This is a genomic window from Microcella sp., from assembly GCF_030645145.1.
In the GTDB taxonomy this organism is placed as follows: domain Bacteria; phylum Actinomycetota; class Actinomycetes; order Actinomycetales; family Microbacteriaceae; genus Microcella.
In genome coordinates this window covers 1-18,315 of the sequence record NZ_JAUSMI010000134.1, presented here as the reverse complement: position 1 = coordinate 18,315, position 18,315 = coordinate 1, and the positions used below count along the sequence as shown (strand labels likewise).

Below are 18,315 nucleotides of genomic sequence, written 5' to 3'. Positions count from 1 at the left end.
AAACGATCTCTTGCTGGCGGCGGTACGTCGTGACGTAGCCCGCGACGCGGTTGCGCAGAGATTTGCCCTGGAAGTCCGCGAGCTCGCTCACGGCCTTCTTGTTGTGGTCGAAGTCCTCGGTGAACTTCTCGGGAAAGCGCTCGACAAGCTCGATGGCGACGCGCTTGATGTAGGTCGGACGGATGTTGCCCATGGGTTCTCAACTCGGGCCGGCTGGACGGACGTCCTGGCCTTCCGCCTCAAGCAGCGCCCCGTGCGCATCGCCGCGGCGATCTCGACGCTCGTCGTGTGCTTCTTCTACCTGCTCGCGCAGATGGCGGGCGCCGGCGGACTCGTCGCGCTCCTGCTCGGCATCAACGACCGGGTCGGCCAGTCGGTCGTCATCGCGGTCGTCGGCGCGCTCATGATCCTCTACGTGCTCGTCGGCGGCATGAAGGGCACGACGTGGGTGCAGATCATCAAGGCGGGCCTGCTCATCGCGGGCGCCGGCGTCATGACGGTCTGGGTGCTCGCGATCAACGGGTTCAACCTGTCGACGCTGCTCGACAGCGCGGTCGAGACCTCGGGCAACCCCGCGATCCTCGCCCCGGGCCTGCAGTACGGGCTGAGCGACATCACGCGCCTCGACTTCCTCTCGCTCGGCCTCGCGCTCGTGCTCGGCACCGCCGCCCTGCCGCACGTGCTCATGCGCTTCTACACGGTGCCGACCGCGAAGGAGGCCCGCAAGAGCGTCGTCTGGGCGATCTGGCTCATCGGCATCTTCTACGTCTTCACGCTCGTCCTCGGCTACGGAGCGGCGGCGCTCATCGGCGCCGAGCGCATCGCCGCGGCTCCGGGCGGCGCGAACTCGGCGGCCCCGCTGCTCGCGTTCGAGCTCGGCGGCTCGGTGCTCCTCGGCATCATCTCGGCGGTCGCGTTCGCGACGATCCTCGCGGTCGTCGCCGGCCTCACGATCACGGCCGCGGCATCCTTCTCTCACGACATCTACGCGAGCGTCGTCAAGAAGGGCAACCCGGCCCCCGGCGCCGAGGTCAAGGTCGCCCGCCGCACCGTCCTGGTCATCGGTCTCGTCGCCATCATCGGCGGCATCGGCGCGAACGGGCAGAACGTCGCGTTCCTCGTCGCCCTGGCCTTCGCGGTCGCGGCGTCGGCGAACCTCCCGACGATCGTCTACTCGCTGTTCTGGCGGAACTTCACCACCCAGGGTGCGCTGTGGAGCATGTACGGCGGTCTCGCCTCGGCGATCATCCTCATCTCGCTCTCGCCCGTCGTCTCGGGCGGCGAGAAGTCGATGCTGCAGGGGGTCGACTTCGCGATCTTCCCGCTGTCGAACCCCGGCATCGTGTCGATTCCGCTCGCCTTCTTCCTCGGCTGGCTCGGGTCGGTGCTCGACAAGAAGAAGGAGAGCCTCGAGAAGCAGACCGAGATGGAGGTGCGGTCGCTCACGGGCGTCGGCGCCGAGAAGTCGGTCGCGCACTAGAACGCGGCAACGGATGGCCGCGCGCCGGGCTCGTCGCCCGCCGCGCGGCTGCCCGGCTCAGGTTCGGGGCGGACGGAAGCCTGGTCCGCCCGCCCCGGAACGACACGGACGGCCCTCGCCGGGTGGAGGCGGGGGCCGTCCGTCATGCGGGGATGCTCGGCGCCTCCACTCCCCGCGCGCGTGAGTGCGTGGGTTTGATGACAGCGCGCGACTTCAATGTGGCGCATCGTCATCGAACTGGCGCATCGTCAGCGCGGGCGCGGGCGCGCGGCGCGGGTCAGCGGGTCGCGCGGGCGATCAGGCGGTGCAGCACCTCGAGGGCGAGCGAGCACACGGCGGATGCGCCCACCGCGACGACGAGCATCCCCGTCGGCGGGGGCGAGGCGAGCTGCAGGAAGTCGACCGCGATCGGGATCGACAGCACGACGACGAGCCCGGCGTAGGCGGCGAGCACGATCGGCAGCGTCACGCGCGAGAGCGGCCGGGCGAGGATCACGAGCACCCACAGCGCCGAGAGCGTGAGCGTGATGACCGCCGCGGTCTGCACCTCCGCCGCCGGCGCTCCGACGACGCCGTACGCGTAGACGACGACGCCGATGACGGTCGCGGCCACGAGCACCCCCGATGGGATGCAGAACCGCGCGGCCCTCCGGAGGAACCCCGGCCGATACACCTGCGCGTTCGGCAGGAGCGCGAGAACGATCGCGGGCAGCCCGATCGTCAGCCCGTCGACGATCGACAGCTGCCGCGGCAGGAACGGGAACGGCCACAGCAGCGCGCCGAACACCACGGCGAACAGGATCGCGTAGACCGTCTTCGACAGGAACAGCTTCGCGAGCCGTTCGACGTTCGCGATCACCTGCCGCCCCTCGGCGACGATGCGCGGCAGCCGGCTGAACTGCCCGTCGAGCAGCACGAGTCGCGCGACGGCCCGCGTCGCCGGCGCCCCCGAGCCCACCGCGATGCCCATGTCGGCGTGCTTGAGCGCGAGCGCGTCGTTGACCCCGTCGCCCGTCATCGCGACGGTGTAGCCGAGCCGCTGCAGCGACTTCACCATCGCCTTCTTCTGCTCGGGGCTCACGCGGCCGAACACGCGCTCGCGCGCCATCACGGCGTCGAGCTCGGCGGCTCCCGCGGGCAGCTGTCGCGCGTCGAAGCCGTCGCCGACGTGGTCGACGCCCGCCTCCCGCGCGACGGCGGCGACGGTTCTCGGGTCGTCGCCCGAGATGACGCGGATGCTCACCCCCTGCTCGCGGAAGTACCCGAGCGTCTCGTGCGCATCCGCGCGCACCCGCTCGCGGAACGTAACGACCGCGACCGGCTCGAGCCCGGCGGGGAGGGCGGCCTCGCGCGGCGCGATGACCCCGTGATCGTCGGCCCCGTCGCCGGCGGCCGTCGTGAGCGGCGCGCTCGAGCGCGCGAGCACGAGCGTGCGCAGTCCGCTCGCGGCGAGCTCGCGGCACCGCGCGAGGGTGGCGTCGACCGCCTCACCGTCGCCCGCCGACCCGTCGACCCGCGCGAGCACGATGTCGGGGGCGCCGAGCAGCCAGCTCCCGGCGGGGTCGGCGAGCTGCGCGGCGCTCCACTTGCGCTGCGACGAGAACGGCACGCGCGCGACGATCGCCGGCAGGGCCGCGACGCTCGGTGCCGCTGCGGCGAGAGTCGGGTCGACCGCGGCAGCGGACGCCGAGCCCCCGCGCGCGCCGAAGCGCTCGCCGAGAGCGCGGGCCGTGGCGTTGGCGTCGCGATCGTCCGCGAAGGAGGCGAGCGCCGCATCCCGCGCCGCGCGCAGCGCCTCGTCGGCCGCGATGCCCGGGGCGTCCTCGAAATCATCGAGAACCAGCCCGCCCTCGGTGAGCGTGCCCGTCTTGTCGAGGCAGAGCATGTCGACGCGGGCGAGGCCCTCGACGGCGGCGAGCTCCTGCACGAGCACCTCGCGGCGCGACAGCTTGACGGCGCCGACGGCGAGCGCGACCGAGGTCATGAACACGAGGCCCTGCGGCACCATCGCGATGATGCTCGCGGTCGCGGCGACGACGGCCTCGCGCCAGGCCCCCGACGACAGGGCGACCTCCCACCCGCCGACCGCCTGCATCTGCCCGTTGACGACGATCGCGCCGACCGGCAGCAGGCCGATGCTGATCCACCGGATGATGCGTGCGATCGAGTCGCGCAGCTCGCTGCCGACGAGCGAGAACTGCTTCGCCTCGGCCGTGATGCGGCTCGCGTACGAGTCGGCGCCGACGCGGATCACGCGCGCGAGCCCGCTGCCGCCGACGACCGTCGACCCCGACAGCAGCTCGCGGCCCGCGGGCGACGGCACGGGGTCGGCCTCGCCCGTCAGCAGCGACTCGTCGACGTCGAGCCCCGACGCCTCGAGGACGACGGCGTCGGCGACGACCTGGTCTCCGGCGGCGAGCACGAGCACGTCGTCGAGCACGACGTCGGCGAGGGCGACCTCCTCGACCTCGCCCGACTCGGCATCCGATGCTCGGCGCAGGACGCGCGCCCGCGGAGCGTTGAGCACCGCCAGCCGGCTGAGTGTCACCTTGGCCCGGAACTCCTGCGCGACCCCGATGGCCACGTTGGCGATGACGAAGAAGCCGAACAGGGCATCCTGCCAGTAGCCGAGGACGAGCAGGAGCAGGAAGCTGCCGCCGACGATCGCGTTGAAGAGCGTGAAGAGGTTGGCCTGCAGGATGCGCCACAGCGAGCGCCCGGTGTCGTTCGGCAGGGTGTTGACTTCGCCGCGCTCGCGCCGACCGCGCACGTCCGCGGTGCTCAGCCCGGTGATCCTCGCCACGGGCGCGAGCCTAGCGGCCCGGTGATCAGCCCCCGACGACCGCGCCGAAGCGCTCGGGCAGCGTCGCGCGGTGCGCGTGGCGCAGCTCGGCGTGCGTGAGCGTGAAGCGGTCCTGGATCTCGAGGCCGTCGACCTCGGCGTCGGTGACGCCGATGCGCAGCACGGGCACGTCGCGCCCCTCGCACAGGCCGCGGAACTTCACGTCGTCCTCACGGGCCACCGACACGAGCACGCGGGCCTGCGACTCCGACAGCAGTGCGGCGAGGGCATCCACCCCATCGCGCTCCATGAGCTCGGTGAGCCAGACGCGCGCGCCGACGCCGAAGCGCAGCACTCCCTCGGCGAGGGTTGCGAGCAGGCCGCCCTCCGAGAGGTCGTGCGCCGAGGTGACGAGCCCCTCCTCGGCCGCGGCCGACATGAGGCCGGCGAGGTTCTTCTCGGCCGCGAGGTCGAGCTGCGGGGGCAGTCCGCCGAGGTGGCCGTGCACGACGTCGGCCCACACCGAGCCGTCGAGCTCGTCGCGCGTGACGCCCATGAGGTAGAGGTTCTCGCCCTCGTCCTGCCAGCCCGAGGGCAGGCGGCGATCGACGTGGTCGATGACGCCCATGACGGCGACGACGGGCGTCGGGTGGATGGGCACGTCGCCGGTCTGGTTGTAGAACGACACATTGCCGCCCGTGACGGGGATGCCCAGCTCGAGGCACGCGTCGGCGAGACCCGTGACGGCCCGCTCGAACTGCCACATCACCTCGGGGTTCTCGGGGCTGCCGAAGTTGAGGCAGTCCGAGACGGCGAGCGGAGTCGCTCCCGAGGTCGCGACGTTGCGGTACGCCTCGGCGAGCGCGAGCTGCGCCCCCACGTACGGGTCGAGCTGGCAGTAGCGGCCGTTCGCGTCGGTCGCGAGGGCGACGCCGAGACCGCTCTCCTCGTCGACGCGGATCATGCCGGCGTCGTCGGGCGTCGCGAGCGCCGTGTTGCCCATGACGTAGTAGTCGTACTGGTTGGTGATCCAGGCCGTGTCGGCGAGGTTCGGGCCGCCCAGCACGTGCAGCGCCTGCGCGCGCAGCTCGGCGTCGTCGGCCGGCCGGGCGAGCGTGGCGGCGCTGTCGGCCTGCAGGGCATCCAGCCATTCGGGGCGGTGGAAGGGCCGGTTGTAGACGGGGCCGTCGACGGCCACCGTGGTCGGGTCGACGTCGACGATCGTCTCGCCGCGCCAGTGGATGACGAGGCGCCCCGTGTCGGTGACCTCGCCGAGGACGCTCGTCTCGACATCCCACTTGGCGGTGACCGCGAGGAACGCGTCGAGCTTCTCGGGCTGCACGATCGCCATCATGCGCTCCTGGCTCTCCGACATGAGGATCTCCTCCGCCGTGAGCGACGGGTCGCGCAGCAGCACGGCGTCGAGGTCGATGACCATGCCGCCGTCGCCGTTGCTCGCGAGCTCGCTGGTCGCGCACGAGATGCCGGCTGCGCCGAGATCCTGGATGCCCTCCACGAGGTCGCCGCGGTACAGCTCGAGACAGCACTCGATGAGCACCTTCTCGGCGAACGGGTCGCCGACCTGCACGGCCGGGCGCTTGGTCGGGCCGCCCTCGCTGAACGTGTCGGAGGCGAGGATCGACGCGCCGCCGATGCCGTCGCCGCCGGTGCGGGCGCCGAACAGCACGACCTTGTTGCCGACGCCGCGCGCGTTGGCGAGGTGCAGGTCCTCATGGCGCAGCACGCCGACGGCGAGCGCGTTGACGAGCGGGTTGGCCTGGTAGACCGAGTCGAACACGGTCTCGCCGCCGATGTTCGGCAGGCCGAGGCAGTTGCCGTAGTGGCTGATGCCGGAGACGACGCCGGGGACGACGCGAGCCGTGTCGGGGTGGTCGATGGCGCCGAAGCGCAGAGCATCCATGACCGCCACCGGGCGCGCGCCCATCGAGATGATGTCGCGCACGATGCCGCCGACGCCCGTCGCGGCGCCCTGGAACGGCTCGATGTAGCTCGGGTGGTTGTGGCTCTCGATCTTGAACGTGACCGCCCAGCCCTCGCCGACGTCGACGACGCCGGCGTTCTCGCCCATGCCCACCATGAGGTGGGTCTTCATCTCGTCGCTGACCTTCTGGCCGAACTGGCGCAGGTGCACCTTGCTCGACTTGTAGGAGCAGTGCTCGCTCCACATGACCGAGTACATGGCCAGCTCGCCGCTCGTCGGGCGGCGACCGAGCAGCTGCTTGATGGCCTCGTACTCGTCGGCCTTGAGGCCGAGCGCCTCGAACGGCTGGTGCTTCTCGGGCGTCGCGATGGCGTTCTCGACGGTGTCGGGAAGGTGCCGGCGGTCGTGATCGACCTCGTCGTGCGCGGGGTGCTGCTCCCCTGAATCGTCGGGAGCGGCGGCGTGCGGTGCGGGGTGGGTCACGGTGGCGAGGGCTCCTGTGTCGAGGGCGTGCCGGATGCTCTCGATCCTACCCGCGCGGATGAGCACGCCCGGGCGGGGTCCGCCCGCGCTCAGCCCTTCGGGACGGGCGGGCCGAGCTGCAGCAGCACGACGAAGATCACGACCACGGCGGCGAGCAGCAGCGCGCCCAGGAGGTACGGGTGGCGGAGCATCCACCGGACCAGGCGGTCGAACCAGACGGCGTCCCTCGGGTCGTCGGTCGCCTCGCGGCGCCAGTCGCCGTCGAGGCGCCCCGATCGGTGCGCCCACAGGTCGAACGGGACCGTCGCATAGGGGATGACCGCGGTGACGACCGCGAGAAGGCCGACGCCGACCCCCCATCGCTGATTGATCGCGGTCAGCACGGCCGTCGCGCCGTACGCGAGGAAGACGAAGCCGTGGATGCTCCCACCGACCCTCACGGCGAGGTCGCCGGTCTCGCCGCCGACGACGGCGCGTGTGATGAGGCCGCTGATCAGGAGGGTCCAGGTGATGGCCTCAGCGATCGCGACGACGCGGTAGAGGCGCTTCGGGGTGAGGGAGCGGGTGCGCGCGCCGGAGGGCGCCGCCGAGGGGGAGGTCGCGGTCACGATCTCTAGCTCAGCACGCTCGCCTTCAGCACCGATGTGAAGAAGGTCAGACCGTCGACGCCCGAGCGCATCGCATCGCGGGTGTCGGGGCCGAAGCCCGGCTCGACGGCGTGCTCGGGGTGCGGCATGAGGCCGACCACGTTGCCGCGCTCGTTGCGCAGGCCCGCGATGTCGCGCAGCGAGCCGTTGGGGTTGACGTCGAGGTAGCGGAAGGCGACGAGACCCTCGCCCTCGAGGCGGTCGAGCGTCGCCTCGTCGGCGATGTAGCCGCCCTCGCCGTTCTTGAGCGGGATGGTGATCTCCTGGCCGACCGTGAAGCCGCTCGTCCAGGCGGAATCGGTCGACTCCACGCGCAGGCGCTGGTCGCGGCGGATGAAGTCGCCGTGGTCGTTGCGGATGAGCCCGCCCGGCAGGAGGTGGGTCTCGACGAGGATCTGGAAGCCGTTGCAGATGCCGAGCACGGGCATCCCGCCCTCGGCCGCCTGGATGACCTCGGCCATGATCGGCGAGCGGGCGGCGATCGCGCCGCAGCGGAGGTAGTCGCCGTAGCTGAAGCCGCCGGGCAGGACGATCGCGTCGACGCCGTGGAGGTCGTGCTCGCCGTGCCACAGGGCGACCGGCTCGGCGCCGGCGAGGCGGATCGCCCGCATGGCGTCCCGGTCGTCGAGCGAGCCGGGGAAGGTGATGACGCCGACGCGCATCAGTGGGTCTCGCCCGGGACGCTCGCGCCGTGGACCTCGACCGTCACGACGTCCTCGATGACGGTGTTGGCGAGCATGTCGGCGGCGACCTTCTCGACATCGGCGAGCAGCTCGGCATCGACGTCGCCGTCGACGTGCAGCTCGAAGCGCTTGCCGATGCGGACGTCGCTGATGCGGTCGTGACCCAGGCGGTGCAGGGCGCCGGCGACGGCCTTGCCCGCGGGGTCGAGCAGCTCAGCCTTGGGCATGACCTCGACGACGATGGTGGGCACGGCGACTCCCGTTCGAGATGCGAAGTGGTGGATGCCCCCAGTCTATCGGTGCTCATGCGCGCACTCCTTCCAGGAGCGGCCGGTATCGTCGGGGCCTTTGCGCGGCCTCCCGCGCGCCCTCGACAGGCGCAGTGCGCACCGGGCGCGCCCCCCCGATCGGAAGGAGTCGACGTGCTCGACTGGACCAGCTGGACGGGCCTCGGCATCGCCGTCGCGATCGCCCTCGGCATCGTCGTCGTCCTCGTCGCCGTGATGGCGCTCATCGTGCGGGTGGTGGCGCGACGGCGGCCCGGCGTCTACGCGACGCTCGGATCCCTGCGGCGCAGGGTGCGCATCCTGCTCGCCCTCATCGCCGTCTGGATCGCCGTCGCGCTCACGCTGCCCGAGCCCGAATGGCGGCCCGTGGTGGACCAGATCTTCCTCATTGCGACCCTCGCGGCCGGCGGCTGGGCGGTCGCCGCGATCGTGACGCTGCTGTTCGCGCGCGCGACGCGGCGCTACGACATCTCGGTCGCCGACAACCGCGTCGCGCGGCGCATGCGCACGCAGCTGCTCATCCTGAAGCGGCTCGCCCTTGTCGTCGTCGGCATCGTGACGATCGGCGCGATCCTCCTCACCTTCCCCGGCGCGCAGGCGGTCGGCACGAGCCTGCTCGCCTCCGCGGGCCTCGCCTCGGTCGTCGCCGGTCTCGCCGCGCAGTCGACGCTCGCGAACGTCTTCGCCGGCATGCAGCTCGCGTTCTCCGACGCCATCCGCGTCGACGACGTCGTCGTGGTCGAGGGCGAGTTCGGCCGCATCGAGGAGATCACGCTCACCTACGTCGTCGTCCGCGTGTGGGATCAGCGCCGGCTCGTCCTGCCGTCGACGTACTTCACGACGACCCCGTTCCAGAACTGGACGCGCACGACGGCCGACCTCCTGGGCACCGTCTCGCTCGATCTCGACTGGCGGGTTCCGATCGAGGATGTCCGAGCCGAGCTCGACCGCGTCCTCGCCGAGACGCCGCTGTTCAACGGCGCCGCCTCCAATGTGCAGGTCACCGACGCGACCGGCGGGCTCGTGCGCGTCCGGCTGCTCATGTCGGCGTCGAACAGCTCGGACATGTGGGATCTGCAGGTGCTCGTGCGCGAGCGCATCGTCGACTTCGTGCGGCGGGAGCACGCGCAGGCGCTGCCGGTGCAGCGCGTCGAGATCGCGGGGGCGCCGGCGACGGCTGCGTCAGAGGACTCCGCGGGCGGCGCGGGCGGCGCGGACGGCGAGGCCGGGCGGGTCAGCCCGTAGCGCCGCGCTCGCGCTCGCGTCGCGGCGTCGCGAGCAGGTGCGGCGGCACGGCCTCGAGCTCCTCGTGCGCGCGGCCCTCGACGATCCAGGCCCGCACGGTCTCGGTGAAGAGCTCGGGGTTCTCGACGTTCCACACGTGGTGCATGCCGGGGGCGAGGCGCACGACGGCGTTGGGGGCGCGCAGGAAGTACCGCAGCGCGCCCGTCACCGTGCGGGATTCCGCGCCGCCCGCGAGGCCGAGGATGCGCACGGGGTTGCCGTCGAACCCGTCGATCTCGCCCAGCATGCCGGCGTTCGTCTGCTCGACCATGCGGCGGGCGCTGCGGGGGTCGATGCCGATGCCGGTCTCGATGAACTTCTTGAGCGCATCCGGCTCGAGGTGGTAACCGCGGCCCATCGTCGCCCAGTACGCGGCGGTGTGCCAGAGCTTGAGCTGCACGCGCGAGAGCCACGACATGAACGGCCCGAGTCCGCGGAGCGGCGCACCGCTGAGCACGGCGCTGCGGACGACGTCGGGGTGGCGCGCGACGACGAGCGCCCCCACGATGCCGCCGAGGGAGAGGCCGACGACGTGCGCGCGGCCGCCGTGGGCGCGCTCGCGGATGATGCTCGCGATCCGGTCGGCCGTCTCCGCCATCGACCGCCACGGCACGGCGTTCGACTCGCCGAAGCCCGGCATGTCGGGCACGAGCTGGTGGTAGTCGGGCATCGCGTCGCGCTGCGGGCCCCACATCCAGCCCGACACGTTGCCGCCGTGCAGGAAGACGATCGACTCGGCGTCGCGCGGCCCCGACTCCTCGACGTGCAGGCGCCCGGCGGGGACGGCGTCTCCGGGGGCGGGCGCAGAGGGAGCGGAGGAGGTCATAGGAGCTCCATCATCCCCCCGAGCGCAGCATCCTCGATCGCGAAGTCGGCCCAGTCGCGGTAGCCGAGCGCGCTCGGATGGAAGTCGTCGCTCGCGAAGAAGCCCTCGGTGTACGGCGGCGGGGGCGGCGACATGTGCGCGCGGTCGGTGCGGCTGACGAGCGCGCGGGCCGCTGACTCGAGGGCCTGCGAGTGACGGTAGAGGGTCCCGCGCAGCGGTTCGGGCAGCAGTCGGAACCGGAAGAACGCCGGCAGGGACGACATGAGCACGACGGCGGCAGGGTGCGCGCGTCGCGTGCGATCGAGGATGCGCCGGACATCCCGTTCGAAGGCCCTCGCCGACCGCAGGGCGAGCGCATCGTTCGCGCCCACCGTAAGGAACAGCACGTCGACAGGCGCATCGAGGGCCTCGGCGAGGTGGTGGCGGACGATGTCGCGCGCGGTCGCTCCGTTGCGCCCGCGAGCGCGCCAGTGCACGGGGCGGCCGGTGCGGGCGGCGAGCGCGTCGGCGAGGCGGCCCGCGAGCCCGAGGTCGGCGTGGTCGACGCCGACGCCCGCCGCGGTCGAGTCGCCGAGCACGAGCAGGGTGATCGGGCGGTCGCCGGAGCCGCTCGTGCCCTCCCAGGGGGCGGGCGCGTCGGGCAGGCGGGGCGTCTCGCGACGCAGCCGGCGGCCCTGGCGCAGGATGACCGGCGCCTGCGCGACCGCGATCGCGCGGCTCAGCCGGAGCGCGCGGGGGCGGCGGGTCTCGGTCACGCGCCGAGCCTACGACGCGCGGTTGCGCCGTGCCTGCGACTCAGGCGCTCGGCGCCACCGTGACCCGCAGCAGGTTGCCCCACGGGTCGTCGACGTGCACCGTCCGCCCGTCGTCGCGCACCTCGTGGCCGAAGTGGCCGAGGCGCTCGCCAAGGGCGCCGATCTCGTCGGTGTGCGGCAGCACGATGTCGACGCGCCCGAGCCCGAGCGCCGGCTGGCGTCGGCCCGCGCCCTGGCTGCGCCACACGTTCATCGCCATGTGGTGGTGGTAGCCGCCCGCGCTCACGAAGATCGCCTGCCCGCCGTAGCTGGTGGTGAGGTCGAAGCCGAGCTCGTCGACGTAGAACCGCTTCGCGGTGGCAACATCGCCGACCGAGAGGTGCACGTGCCCGATGACGGCGGGCGCGGAGGCGTGCTCGGCGAGCGCCGCCTCGGTGAGGTGCTGCTGCAGGAACGCGTTGGGGTCGAGGTAGAGCGTCGACATCTCGACCTGGCCGTGGGTCCAGCTCCACTCGGTGCGGTCGCGATCCCAGTACAGCTCGACGCCGTTGCCCTCGGGGTCGTCGAAGTAGAAGGCCTGGCTGACGAGGTGGTCGCTCGAGCCGGTGAAGGTGCCCGGGTGGCGCTGGGCGACGGTCGCGACGGCGGCGGCGAGCGCGGCCTGCGTCTCGAACAGGATCGCCGTGTGGAAGAGCCCCGCCTCGCGCGGCCCGGCGTGGCGCAGCGTCGGCGCGTGCCGCAGAACGACGAGGGGGATGCCCGCGGCCGCTCCGCCGTCGGCGTCGCGCCGCGTGCGCCCGAGCGTCGCCATCGCGGGCTCGCCGTCGCGCGCGTGCTGGGTCGTGAGCACCTCGAGGCCGACGCCGTCGCGGTAGTACGCGGTCATCGCGTCGAGGTCGGCGACGTCGAGCGTGACGGCGCCCATCGACGTGTCGGGGGCGAGGCGCGGGCTGGCGGTCATGCGAGTCTTAACCGACGGATGTCGGGCGGCATTCCACGGCTCAGTCGCCGGCGGCACCGCCCGTCAGTCGCTCGATGAGCTCGCGGTAGCGCGCCGCGGTGCGCTCGACGATCTCGTCCGGCAGGCGCGGAGGCGTGCCGTGCCTGTCCCAGTGCGCGGCGAGCCAGTCGCGCACGATCTGCTTGTCGAAGCTCGCGAGGCGGTCGGCGCCGCCCGCGGCGTAGAGCTCCGCATCCCAGTAGCGCGAGCTGTCGCTCGTGAGCACCTCGTCGGCGAGGGTCAGCACGCCCGTGGCGGGGTCGTCGCCGAACTCGAACTTCGTGTCGGCGAGGATCACCCCGCGCTCCTCGGCGATCGCGCTCGCCCGGCGGAAGAGGTCGAGCGAAGCATCCCGCAGCGCCGTCGCGGTCGGCTCGCCCACGAGCTCGACGGTCCTCTCGAAGGTGACGTTCTCGTCGTGCTCGCCGAGCGGCGCCTTGTACGCGGGCGTGTAGATCGGCTCGGGCAGGCGGTCGCCGTCGGTGAGGCCAGCGGGCAGCGGGATGCCGCACACGCTCTGCGACTGCTGGTACTCGGCCCAGCCGGAGCCAGAGAGGTACCCGCGCACGACGCACTCGATCGGGTGCATGTCGAGGCGGCGGGCGACGACGGCGCGGTCGGCGACCTCGGCGGGGACGCCCTGCGCGGGGTCGAGGTGCGTCGGGAATCCGAGGCGGTCGAACCACCAGCGCGTGAGCTGGGTGAGCAGCGCGCCCTTGCCCGGGATGCCCGGCTCGAGCACGTGGTCGAACGCGCTCACGCGGTCGCTCGCGACCATGAGCACGCTGTCGGCGCTCGCGAGATCGGATGCGGCCTCCGGGACGTACAGGTCGCGCACCTTCCCCGAGTACGCGCGCCGCCATCCCGGCAGGTGCTGCGCGTCGACGTCGAGCCCGGCGCCCCGCTCGCTCACGTCGCTCAGGCCTCGACGACGCGCGCGGCGATGTCGGAGCGGTACTGGCCGCCCTCGAGCCCGATCCGGCCGATCGCCTCGTACGCGCGGGCGCGAGCCTCGGTGAAGTCGGCGCCGGTGGCGACGACGCTCAGAACGCGGCCGCCCGTGGCGACGAAGCCGTCGCCCGTGCGCGCGGTCGCGGCGTGGCAGAGGTGCACGCCCTCGACCTGCTCGGCCTCGGCGAGGCCCGTGAGCGCGCGGCCGGTGTGCGGGGTGTCGGGGTAGCCTTCGCTCGCGAGGACGACGGTCACGGCGACCTCATCGCTGAACTCGGGGCGGGCGACGCCGCCGAGCTGGCCGGTCGACGCGGCGAAGAGGAGGCCGCTGAGCGGTGTGGTGAGGCGCGGCAGCACGACCTGCGTCTCGGGGTCGCCGAAGCGCGCGTTGAACTCGATGACGCGGATGCCCTTGTCGGTCACGATGAGCCCGCAGTAGAGCAGGCCGATGAAGGGTGTGCCCTCCTCGGCGAGCTGGCGCACGGTGGGCTGGGCGATGGTCTCGATGACCTCGTCCACGAAGCCGGTGGGGGCCCACGGGAGGGGCGAGTAGGCGCCCATGCCGCCGGTGTTGGGGCCGGTGTCGCCGTCGCCGATGCGCTTGTAGTCCTGCGCGGGGCTCAGGGGCACGACGGTGTGGCCGTCGCTCAGGAGGAAGAGGCTGACCTCCTGGCCGGCGAGGAACTCCTCGATGAGGACGCCGCCCTGCTGCAGGTAGTGCTCGGCGTGCGCGCGAGCGGCGGCGCGGTCGTCGGTGACGATGACGCCCTTGCCGGCGGCGAGGCCGTCGGCCTTCACGACGTAGGGGGCGCCCATGTCGTCGAGGGCGGCATCCGCCTCGGCGAGGGTGCCGGCGCGCACCGCGCGACCGGTCGGGACCCCGGCGGCGTCCATGATGCGCTTGGCGAAGGTCTTCGAGCCCTCGAGCTGCGCGGCGGCCTTGCCGGGGCCGAAGGTCGCGATGCCGCGTGAGCGCAGCGCGTCGGCGACCCCCTCGACGAGCGGAGCCTCGGGCCCGATGACGACGAGCTCGATGTCGTTGTCGACGGCGTAGTCGGCGACGACCGCGGCCTTCGTCGGGTCGAGCGCGACGGTCTCGACGGCCTGCGCGATGCCCGCGTTGCCGGGGGCGGCGGTGATCTCGTGGCCCGCGTTCTCGCGGAGGAGCGCCGTGATGATGGCGTGCTCGCGCGCGCCCGAGCCGAGGACGAGGATTCTCACCCGCTCAGCCTACCCAGCGTGCGCGGATGCGCAGCCCGGGTCGCACGCCAGGGCTGTCCTGGCCGCGCTGGCCGCGCTGGCCGCGCGGCCCGCCTGCCCGCGCGCACTCCCCGTCCTGCTCCTCGCACCCGCGCCGCGCTCACGATGTGGAGGAGTGACGAAAATGCATTACGTCACTCCTCCACATCCTGAGTGGGACGAGAGCAGGGTCAGCGTCCGCCGGCGGTCCCGCGCTCGGCGCCCTACCGTTGTCGAGGAGTGTCGAAAATGCATTACGTCACTCCTCAACAACGGTAGCCAGGCGGCCGCGAAGGCGTTCGCCCGGCGTACGCTCGGGGGATGCCCCGCGCCCGCATCGACGAGACTGCCGGCCGAGCGGCCGTGCGGTCCGCGAGCGTGGCGCTCGCCGCACGCGCCGCCGACCCGAGCGCCCCGCCTCCGGTGCGCGACGAGCTCGCGACCGCCGTGCGGTACCTGCTCCAGTGCCTGAGCGACGCGGCTCCGGGGAAGAGCGTCGAGGTGCGGGTCCCTCCGTTCGGGGCCGTGCAGATCGTCGAGGGCCCGCGGCACACGCGCGGCACACCGCCGAACGTCGTCGAGCTCGACGCCCCGACGTTCCTCGCCCTCGCGAGGGGCGACACGGTGTGGGGCGAGGCGCTCGCCGAGGGGCGCATCCAGGCGTCGGGCGCGCGCTCCGACCTCTCGGCGCTCCTGCCCGTCGCCTGGTGAGCCGACGCTCACCCTCGTGCGCGACAATGGCACCGTGAGCGACAGCACCCCGGCCGGCGACGCGGCCCCGCAGCGCCCGGCCCCGCAGCAGGCGCAGCCCGAGCCGGTCACGGTGCGCCGCGCGCCGAAGATCCCCGCCTTCATGGCGGTGGGCGCCGTGCTCGGCTTCTTCGCGACCCTCATCGTCACGGGGCTCTTCCCGGCCGACGAGAACGTCGGCTTCGCGACGCTCGTCGCCTACTTCTCGATCTACGGCATCACGATCGGCGTGCTGATCGGCGCGATCCTCGGCGTCATCCTCGACCGTCGCTCGCGCAAGCGCGCCCGCACGCTGCAGGCCGAGCGCGAGACGGTCGACCCGGCGCCCGTCGAGGGCGAGCCCGAGCAGTAACGCTCAGCTGTTCTGGTTCCGCTCGACCCAGTCGAGGTACTCGGGCGTCACCGTGCCCGTGACGTACTCGCCCGTGAAGCAGCTCATCTCGAGGCCCTCGATGTCGCTGCCCTCGAGGATGGCCGACTCCATGTCGGCGACCTCCTGGTAGATGAGGGCATCGGCCGCGAGCTCCTGCGCGATCTCGGGAATCTTGCGCCCATGCGCGATGAGTTCGCGCGACGTCGGCATGTTGATGCCGTACACGTGCGGGTAGCGCACCGGCGGGGCGGCCGACGTGAACGTCACCTTCGCGGCGCCCGCCTGCCGCGCCATCTCGACGATCTCCTTCGACGTCGTGCCGCGCACGATCGAGTCGTCGACGATGAGGATGCTCTTGCCCTTGAACTCGGACGACATCGCGTTGAGCTTCTGCTTCACGCTCTTCTTGCGCTCCGCCTGGCCCGGCATGATGAAGGTTCGGCCGACGTAGCGGTTCTTGTAGAAGCCCTCGCGGTACTCGATGCCGAGCTTCTGCGCGACCTGCATCGCTGCGGGGCGCGACGAGTCGGGGATCGGCATGACGACGTCGATGTCGCCCGCGGGGGCGTGGTGCTGGATCGTCGTCGCGAGGCGGTCGCCGAGGCGCAGGCGGGCCTCGTACACCGAGATGCCGTTCATGATCGAGTCGGGGCGCGCGAGGTAGACGTACTCGAACGAGCACGGGATCAAGCGCGGGTTCGCGGCGCACTGCTGCGACACCATCTCGCCGCCCATCGAGATGAAGACGGCCTCACCGGGGGCGAGGTCGCGGACGATCTCGTAGCCGCCGTGCTCGAGGACGAGCGACTCGCTCGCGACGACCCACTCGTCGCCGACGAGTCCCGTCGAGCGACGGCCGAGGACGAGCGGGCGGATGCCGAACGGGTCGCGGAAGGCGAGCAGGCCGTGGCCGGCGATGAGGGCGATCGCCGCGTACGACCCCTCGACGCGCTCGTGCAGGCGGGTGATCGCCGCGAAGAGCTGCGCGGGGTCGAGGTCGTCGCCCGTGACCTGCTGCTGCAGCTCGTGCGCGAGCACGTTGACGAGCAGCTCGGTGTCGGAGTTCGTGTTGAGGTGGCGGCGGTCGATCTCGTGCAGCTCGCGGGTGAGCTCGCGCGTGTTCGTGAGGTTGCCGTTGTGGACGAGGATGATGCCGTACGGCGCGTTCACGTAGAACGGCTGCGCCTCCTCCTCGCTCGAGGCCGAGCCGCGGGTCGCGTAGCGCACGTGACCGAGGCCCATCGTGCCGAGCAGCGAGCGCATGTCGCGCGTGCGGTACGCCTCGCGCACCTGCCCCTTCGCCTTCTGGATGTGCATCACGCGGCCCTCGGCCGTGGCGATGCCCGTGGAGTCCTGACCGCGGTGCTGCAGCAGCGACAGCGCGTCGTAGACCTGCTGGTTGACGGGGCTGGACGAGACGACTCCGACGATGCCGCACATGCGCGAGCGAGCTCCCAAAGGGGGTGGTGGAACGGCCCGATCGGGCCGGATCCAGTCTGACATACGTGCTCATCCGCGCGCGCCGCGGCCGGTAGCCTGAGCGGGTGACTGGGAACGCATCGAGCTACGCCGCCGCCGGAGTCGACACCGCCGCGGGCGACCTCGCCGTCGAGCTCATGAAGGCCGCCGTCGGCGCGACCCACGGCCCCCAGGTGCTCGGCGGCGTCGGCGGGTTCGCCGGCCTCTGGGACGCCTCCGCCCTCACCGCCTACCGCAGGCCCCTTCTCGCGACGAGCACCGACGGCGTCGGCACGAAGGTCGCGATCGCGCAGGCCCTCGACATCCACGACACGATCGGGCAGGACCTCGTCGCGATGGTCGTCGACGACATCGTCGTCGTCGGCGCGAAGCCCCTGTTCATGACCGACTACATCGCGTGCGGCAAGGTGCACCCGCAGCGCATCGCCGACATCGTGCGCGGCATCGCCGAGGCCTGCACCGCGACCGGCACCGCCCTCGTCGGCGGCGAGACCGCCGAGCACCCGGGACTCCTGGGCGTCGACGACTACGACGTCGCGGGCGCCGCGGTCGGCGTCGTCGAGGCCGACGAGGTGCTCGGGCCGGAGCGCGTGCAGCACGGCGACCTCGTCATCGCGATGGCGAGCTCGGGCCTGCACTCGAACGGCTTCTCGCTCGTGCGGCACATCCTCGCTCAGCGCGGCATCGGCTACCACGACGACCTCGCCGAGCTCGGCGGCACGGTCGGTCGCGCGCTGCTCGAGCCGACGCGCCTCTACACCGCGCCCCTGCTCGACGTGCTCTCCGAGCTTCCCGGAGCCGTCCACGCCCTCAGCCACGTCACGGGCGGCGGCATCGCGGCGAACCTCGCGCGCGTTCTGCCCGTCGGCAGCTGGGTCGAGCTCGATCGCGCCTCCTGGAGCCCGACGCCCGTCTTCCGGGTGCTCGCCGACCTCGCGGGCGACAGCCTCGAATCGACCGAGGGGACGTGGAATCTGGGCATCGGGATGCTCGCGGTCGTCTCGCAGGACACCGCGAGCTCCGTCATCCGCGCCCTCGAATCGCGGGGCATCCCGTCGTGGGTGGCAGGCGCGGTGTCGACGCACCCCCGCGTCCTCGCGGGCTTCGAGCAGGGCGCCAAGGGCGTCGACGGCGGGGCCGTGCGCCTCGTCGGCTCCTACGCGGGCTGAGCCCGCAGCTGCGCCGCGCGGGCTGAGCCCGCAACTGCGCCACGCGGGCTAGCTGTAGTTCCCAGTGACGTTGTTCATGCTGCCGCAAGTGCGGTGATCGGGCTTCTGTGGCCCAGAGAGCCATGGGGTCGCTGCGTGTTGTAGTAGCGAACCCATTCTGGCAGGACCGCCCGACGATGCTCACT

18 protein-coding genes are annotated in these 18,315 nt (G+C 72.3%); 5 read left to right on the top strand and 13 right to left on the bottom strand.

Going from position 1 to position 18,315, the window contains the following annotated elements:
- Window positions 1-193: 30S ribosomal protein S17e (locus tag Q7T15_RS08920; RefSeq protein WP_304695419.1), on the bottom strand; the 193-nt coding region annotated here is incomplete at its 3' end.
- On the opposite strand from Q7T15_RS08920, the gene Q7T15_RS08915 reads away from it, so the two are divergent.
- Window positions 104-1,480, top strand: a complete 1,377-nt coding sequence (locus Q7T15_RS08915; RefSeq protein WP_304695417.1) for a cation acetate symporter — start codon at window positions 104-106, stop codon at window positions 1,478-1,480. The genes Q7T15_RS08920 and Q7T15_RS08915 overlap by 90 nt on opposite strands.
- 277 nt (window positions 1,481-1,757) lie before the next feature.
- On the opposite strand, the gene Q7T15_RS08910 is transcribed toward Q7T15_RS08915, so the two are convergent.
- From Q7T15_RS08910 to purS, 5 genes are all read right to left on the bottom strand, one after another.
- Window positions 1,758-4,283 (bottom strand): HAD-IC family P-type ATPase, encoded by a 2,526-nt coding sequence (locus Q7T15_RS08910; RefSeq protein WP_304695415.1) that lies wholly within the window; start codon window positions 4,281-4,283, stop codon window positions 1,758-1,760.
- Window positions 4,284-4,308: 25 nt separating this feature from the next.
- Window positions 4,309-6,573: a phosphoribosylformylglycinamidine synthase subunit PurL gene (purL, locus tag Q7T15_RS08905; RefSeq protein WP_304695421.1), complete on the bottom strand. Its 2,265-nt coding sequence runs from the start codon at window positions 6,571-6,573 to the stop codon at window positions 4,309-4,311.
- A 203-nt stretch (window positions 6,574-6,776) separates the two neighbouring features.
- Window positions 6,777-7,295, bottom strand: a complete 519-nt coding sequence (locus Q7T15_RS08900) for a DUF3817 domain-containing protein (protein WP_304695414.1) — start codon at window positions 7,293-7,295, stop codon at window positions 6,777-6,779.
- A gap of 5 nt (window positions 7,296-7,300) precedes the next feature.
- Entirely contained in the window at window positions 7,301-7,996 is a 696-nt protein-coding gene (gene purQ, locus Q7T15_RS08895) for a phosphoribosylformylglycinamidine synthase subunit PurQ (protein ID WP_304695413.1), read from the bottom strand.
- Window positions 7,996-8,268, bottom strand: a complete 273-nt coding sequence (gene purS / locus Q7T15_RS08890; RefSeq protein ID WP_304695411.1) for a phosphoribosylformylglycinamidine synthase subunit PurS — start codon at window positions 8,266-8,268, stop codon at window positions 7,996-7,998. The genes purQ and purS overlap by 1 nt, the downstream gene beginning before the upstream one ends.
- 171 nt (window positions 8,269-8,439) lie before the next feature.
- Here purS and Q7T15_RS08885 point away from each other — a divergent pair, with 171 nt between their 5' ends.
- On the top strand, window positions 8,440-9,549 hold the full coding sequence (locus Q7T15_RS08885) for a mechanosensitive ion channel family protein (protein ID WP_304695409.1): 1,110 nt from the start codon (window positions 8,440-8,442) through the stop codon (window positions 9,547-9,549).
- Here Q7T15_RS08885 and Q7T15_RS08880 read toward each other — a convergent pair.
- The 5 genes from Q7T15_RS08880 to purD are packed head-to-tail and all read right to left on the bottom strand — an operon-like array spanning window position 9,539 to window position 14,341.
- Window positions 9,539-10,414, bottom strand: coding sequence for an alpha/beta fold hydrolase (locus Q7T15_RS08880; RefSeq protein ID WP_304695407.1), 876 nt, complete (start codon window positions 10,412-10,414; stop codon window positions 9,539-9,541). The two genes, Q7T15_RS08885 and Q7T15_RS08880, sit on opposite strands and share 11 nt — an antisense overlap.
- Entirely contained in the window at window positions 10,411-11,169 is a 759-nt protein-coding gene (locus tag Q7T15_RS08875) for an SGNH/GDSL hydrolase family protein (protein ID WP_304695405.1), read from the bottom strand. The genes Q7T15_RS08880 and Q7T15_RS08875 overlap by 4 nt, the downstream gene beginning before the upstream one ends.
- 40 nt (window positions 11,170-11,209) lie before the next feature.
- Complete coding sequence (locus Q7T15_RS08870; protein ID WP_304695403.1) at window positions 11,210-12,130, bottom strand: VOC family protein; 921 nt, start codon at window positions 12,128-12,130, stop codon at window positions 11,210-11,212.
- Between the two features lie 40 nt (window positions 12,131-12,170).
- Complete coding sequence (locus Q7T15_RS08865) at window positions 12,171-13,091, bottom strand: phosphoribosylaminoimidazolesuccinocarboxamide synthase (protein ID WP_370689130.1); 921 nt, start codon at window positions 13,089-13,091, stop codon at window positions 12,171-12,173.
- Window positions 13,088-14,341 carry a phosphoribosylamine--glycine ligase gene (gene purD, locus Q7T15_RS08860; RefSeq protein WP_304695399.1) on the bottom strand — a complete coding sequence of 418 codons (1,254 nt, stop codon included), beginning with the start codon at window positions 14,339-14,341 and terminating at the stop codon, window positions 13,088-13,090. The genes Q7T15_RS08865 and purD overlap by 4 nt, the downstream gene beginning before the upstream one ends.
- 339 nt (window positions 14,342-14,680) lie before the next feature.
- Here purD and Q7T15_RS08855 point away from each other — a divergent pair, with 339 nt between their 5' ends.
- Together Q7T15_RS08855 and Q7T15_RS08850 are read left to right on the top strand one after the other, a co-directional pair.
- Window positions 14,681-15,070 carry a sterol carrier family protein gene (locus tag Q7T15_RS08855; RefSeq protein ID WP_304695396.1) on the top strand — a complete coding sequence of 130 codons (390 nt, stop codon included), beginning with the start codon at window positions 14,681-14,683 and terminating at the stop codon, window positions 15,068-15,070.
- A 34-nt stretch (window positions 15,071-15,104) separates the two neighbouring features.
- Window positions 15,105-15,461 carry a hypothetical protein gene (locus Q7T15_RS08850; RefSeq protein WP_304695394.1) on the top strand — a complete coding sequence of 119 codons (357 nt, stop codon included), beginning with the start codon at window positions 15,105-15,107 and terminating at the stop codon, window positions 15,459-15,461.
- Between the two features lie 3 nt (window positions 15,462-15,464).
- Here the strand turns inward: Q7T15_RS08850 and purF are convergent, their stop codons facing one another.
- A complete protein-coding gene (purF, locus tag Q7T15_RS08845) occupies window positions 15,465-16,922 on the bottom strand; it encodes an amidophosphoribosyltransferase (protein ID WP_304695392.1) in 1,458 nt (485 codons plus the stop codon).
- Between the two features lie 104 nt (window positions 16,923-17,026).
- Here purF and purM point away from each other — a divergent pair, with 104 nt between their 5' ends.
- Complete coding sequence (gene purM, locus Q7T15_RS08840) at window positions 17,027-18,130, top strand: phosphoribosylformylglycinamidine cyclo-ligase (RefSeq protein WP_304695390.1); 1,104 nt, start codon at window positions 17,027-17,029, stop codon at window positions 18,128-18,130.
- A 74-nt stretch (window positions 18,131-18,204) separates the two neighbouring features.
- Here the strand turns inward: purM and Q7T15_RS12360 are convergent.
- A partial coding sequence (locus tag Q7T15_RS12360) for an integrase core domain-containing protein (RefSeq protein ID WP_370689091.1) occupies window positions 18,205-18,315 on the bottom strand: 111 nt, incomplete at its 5' end.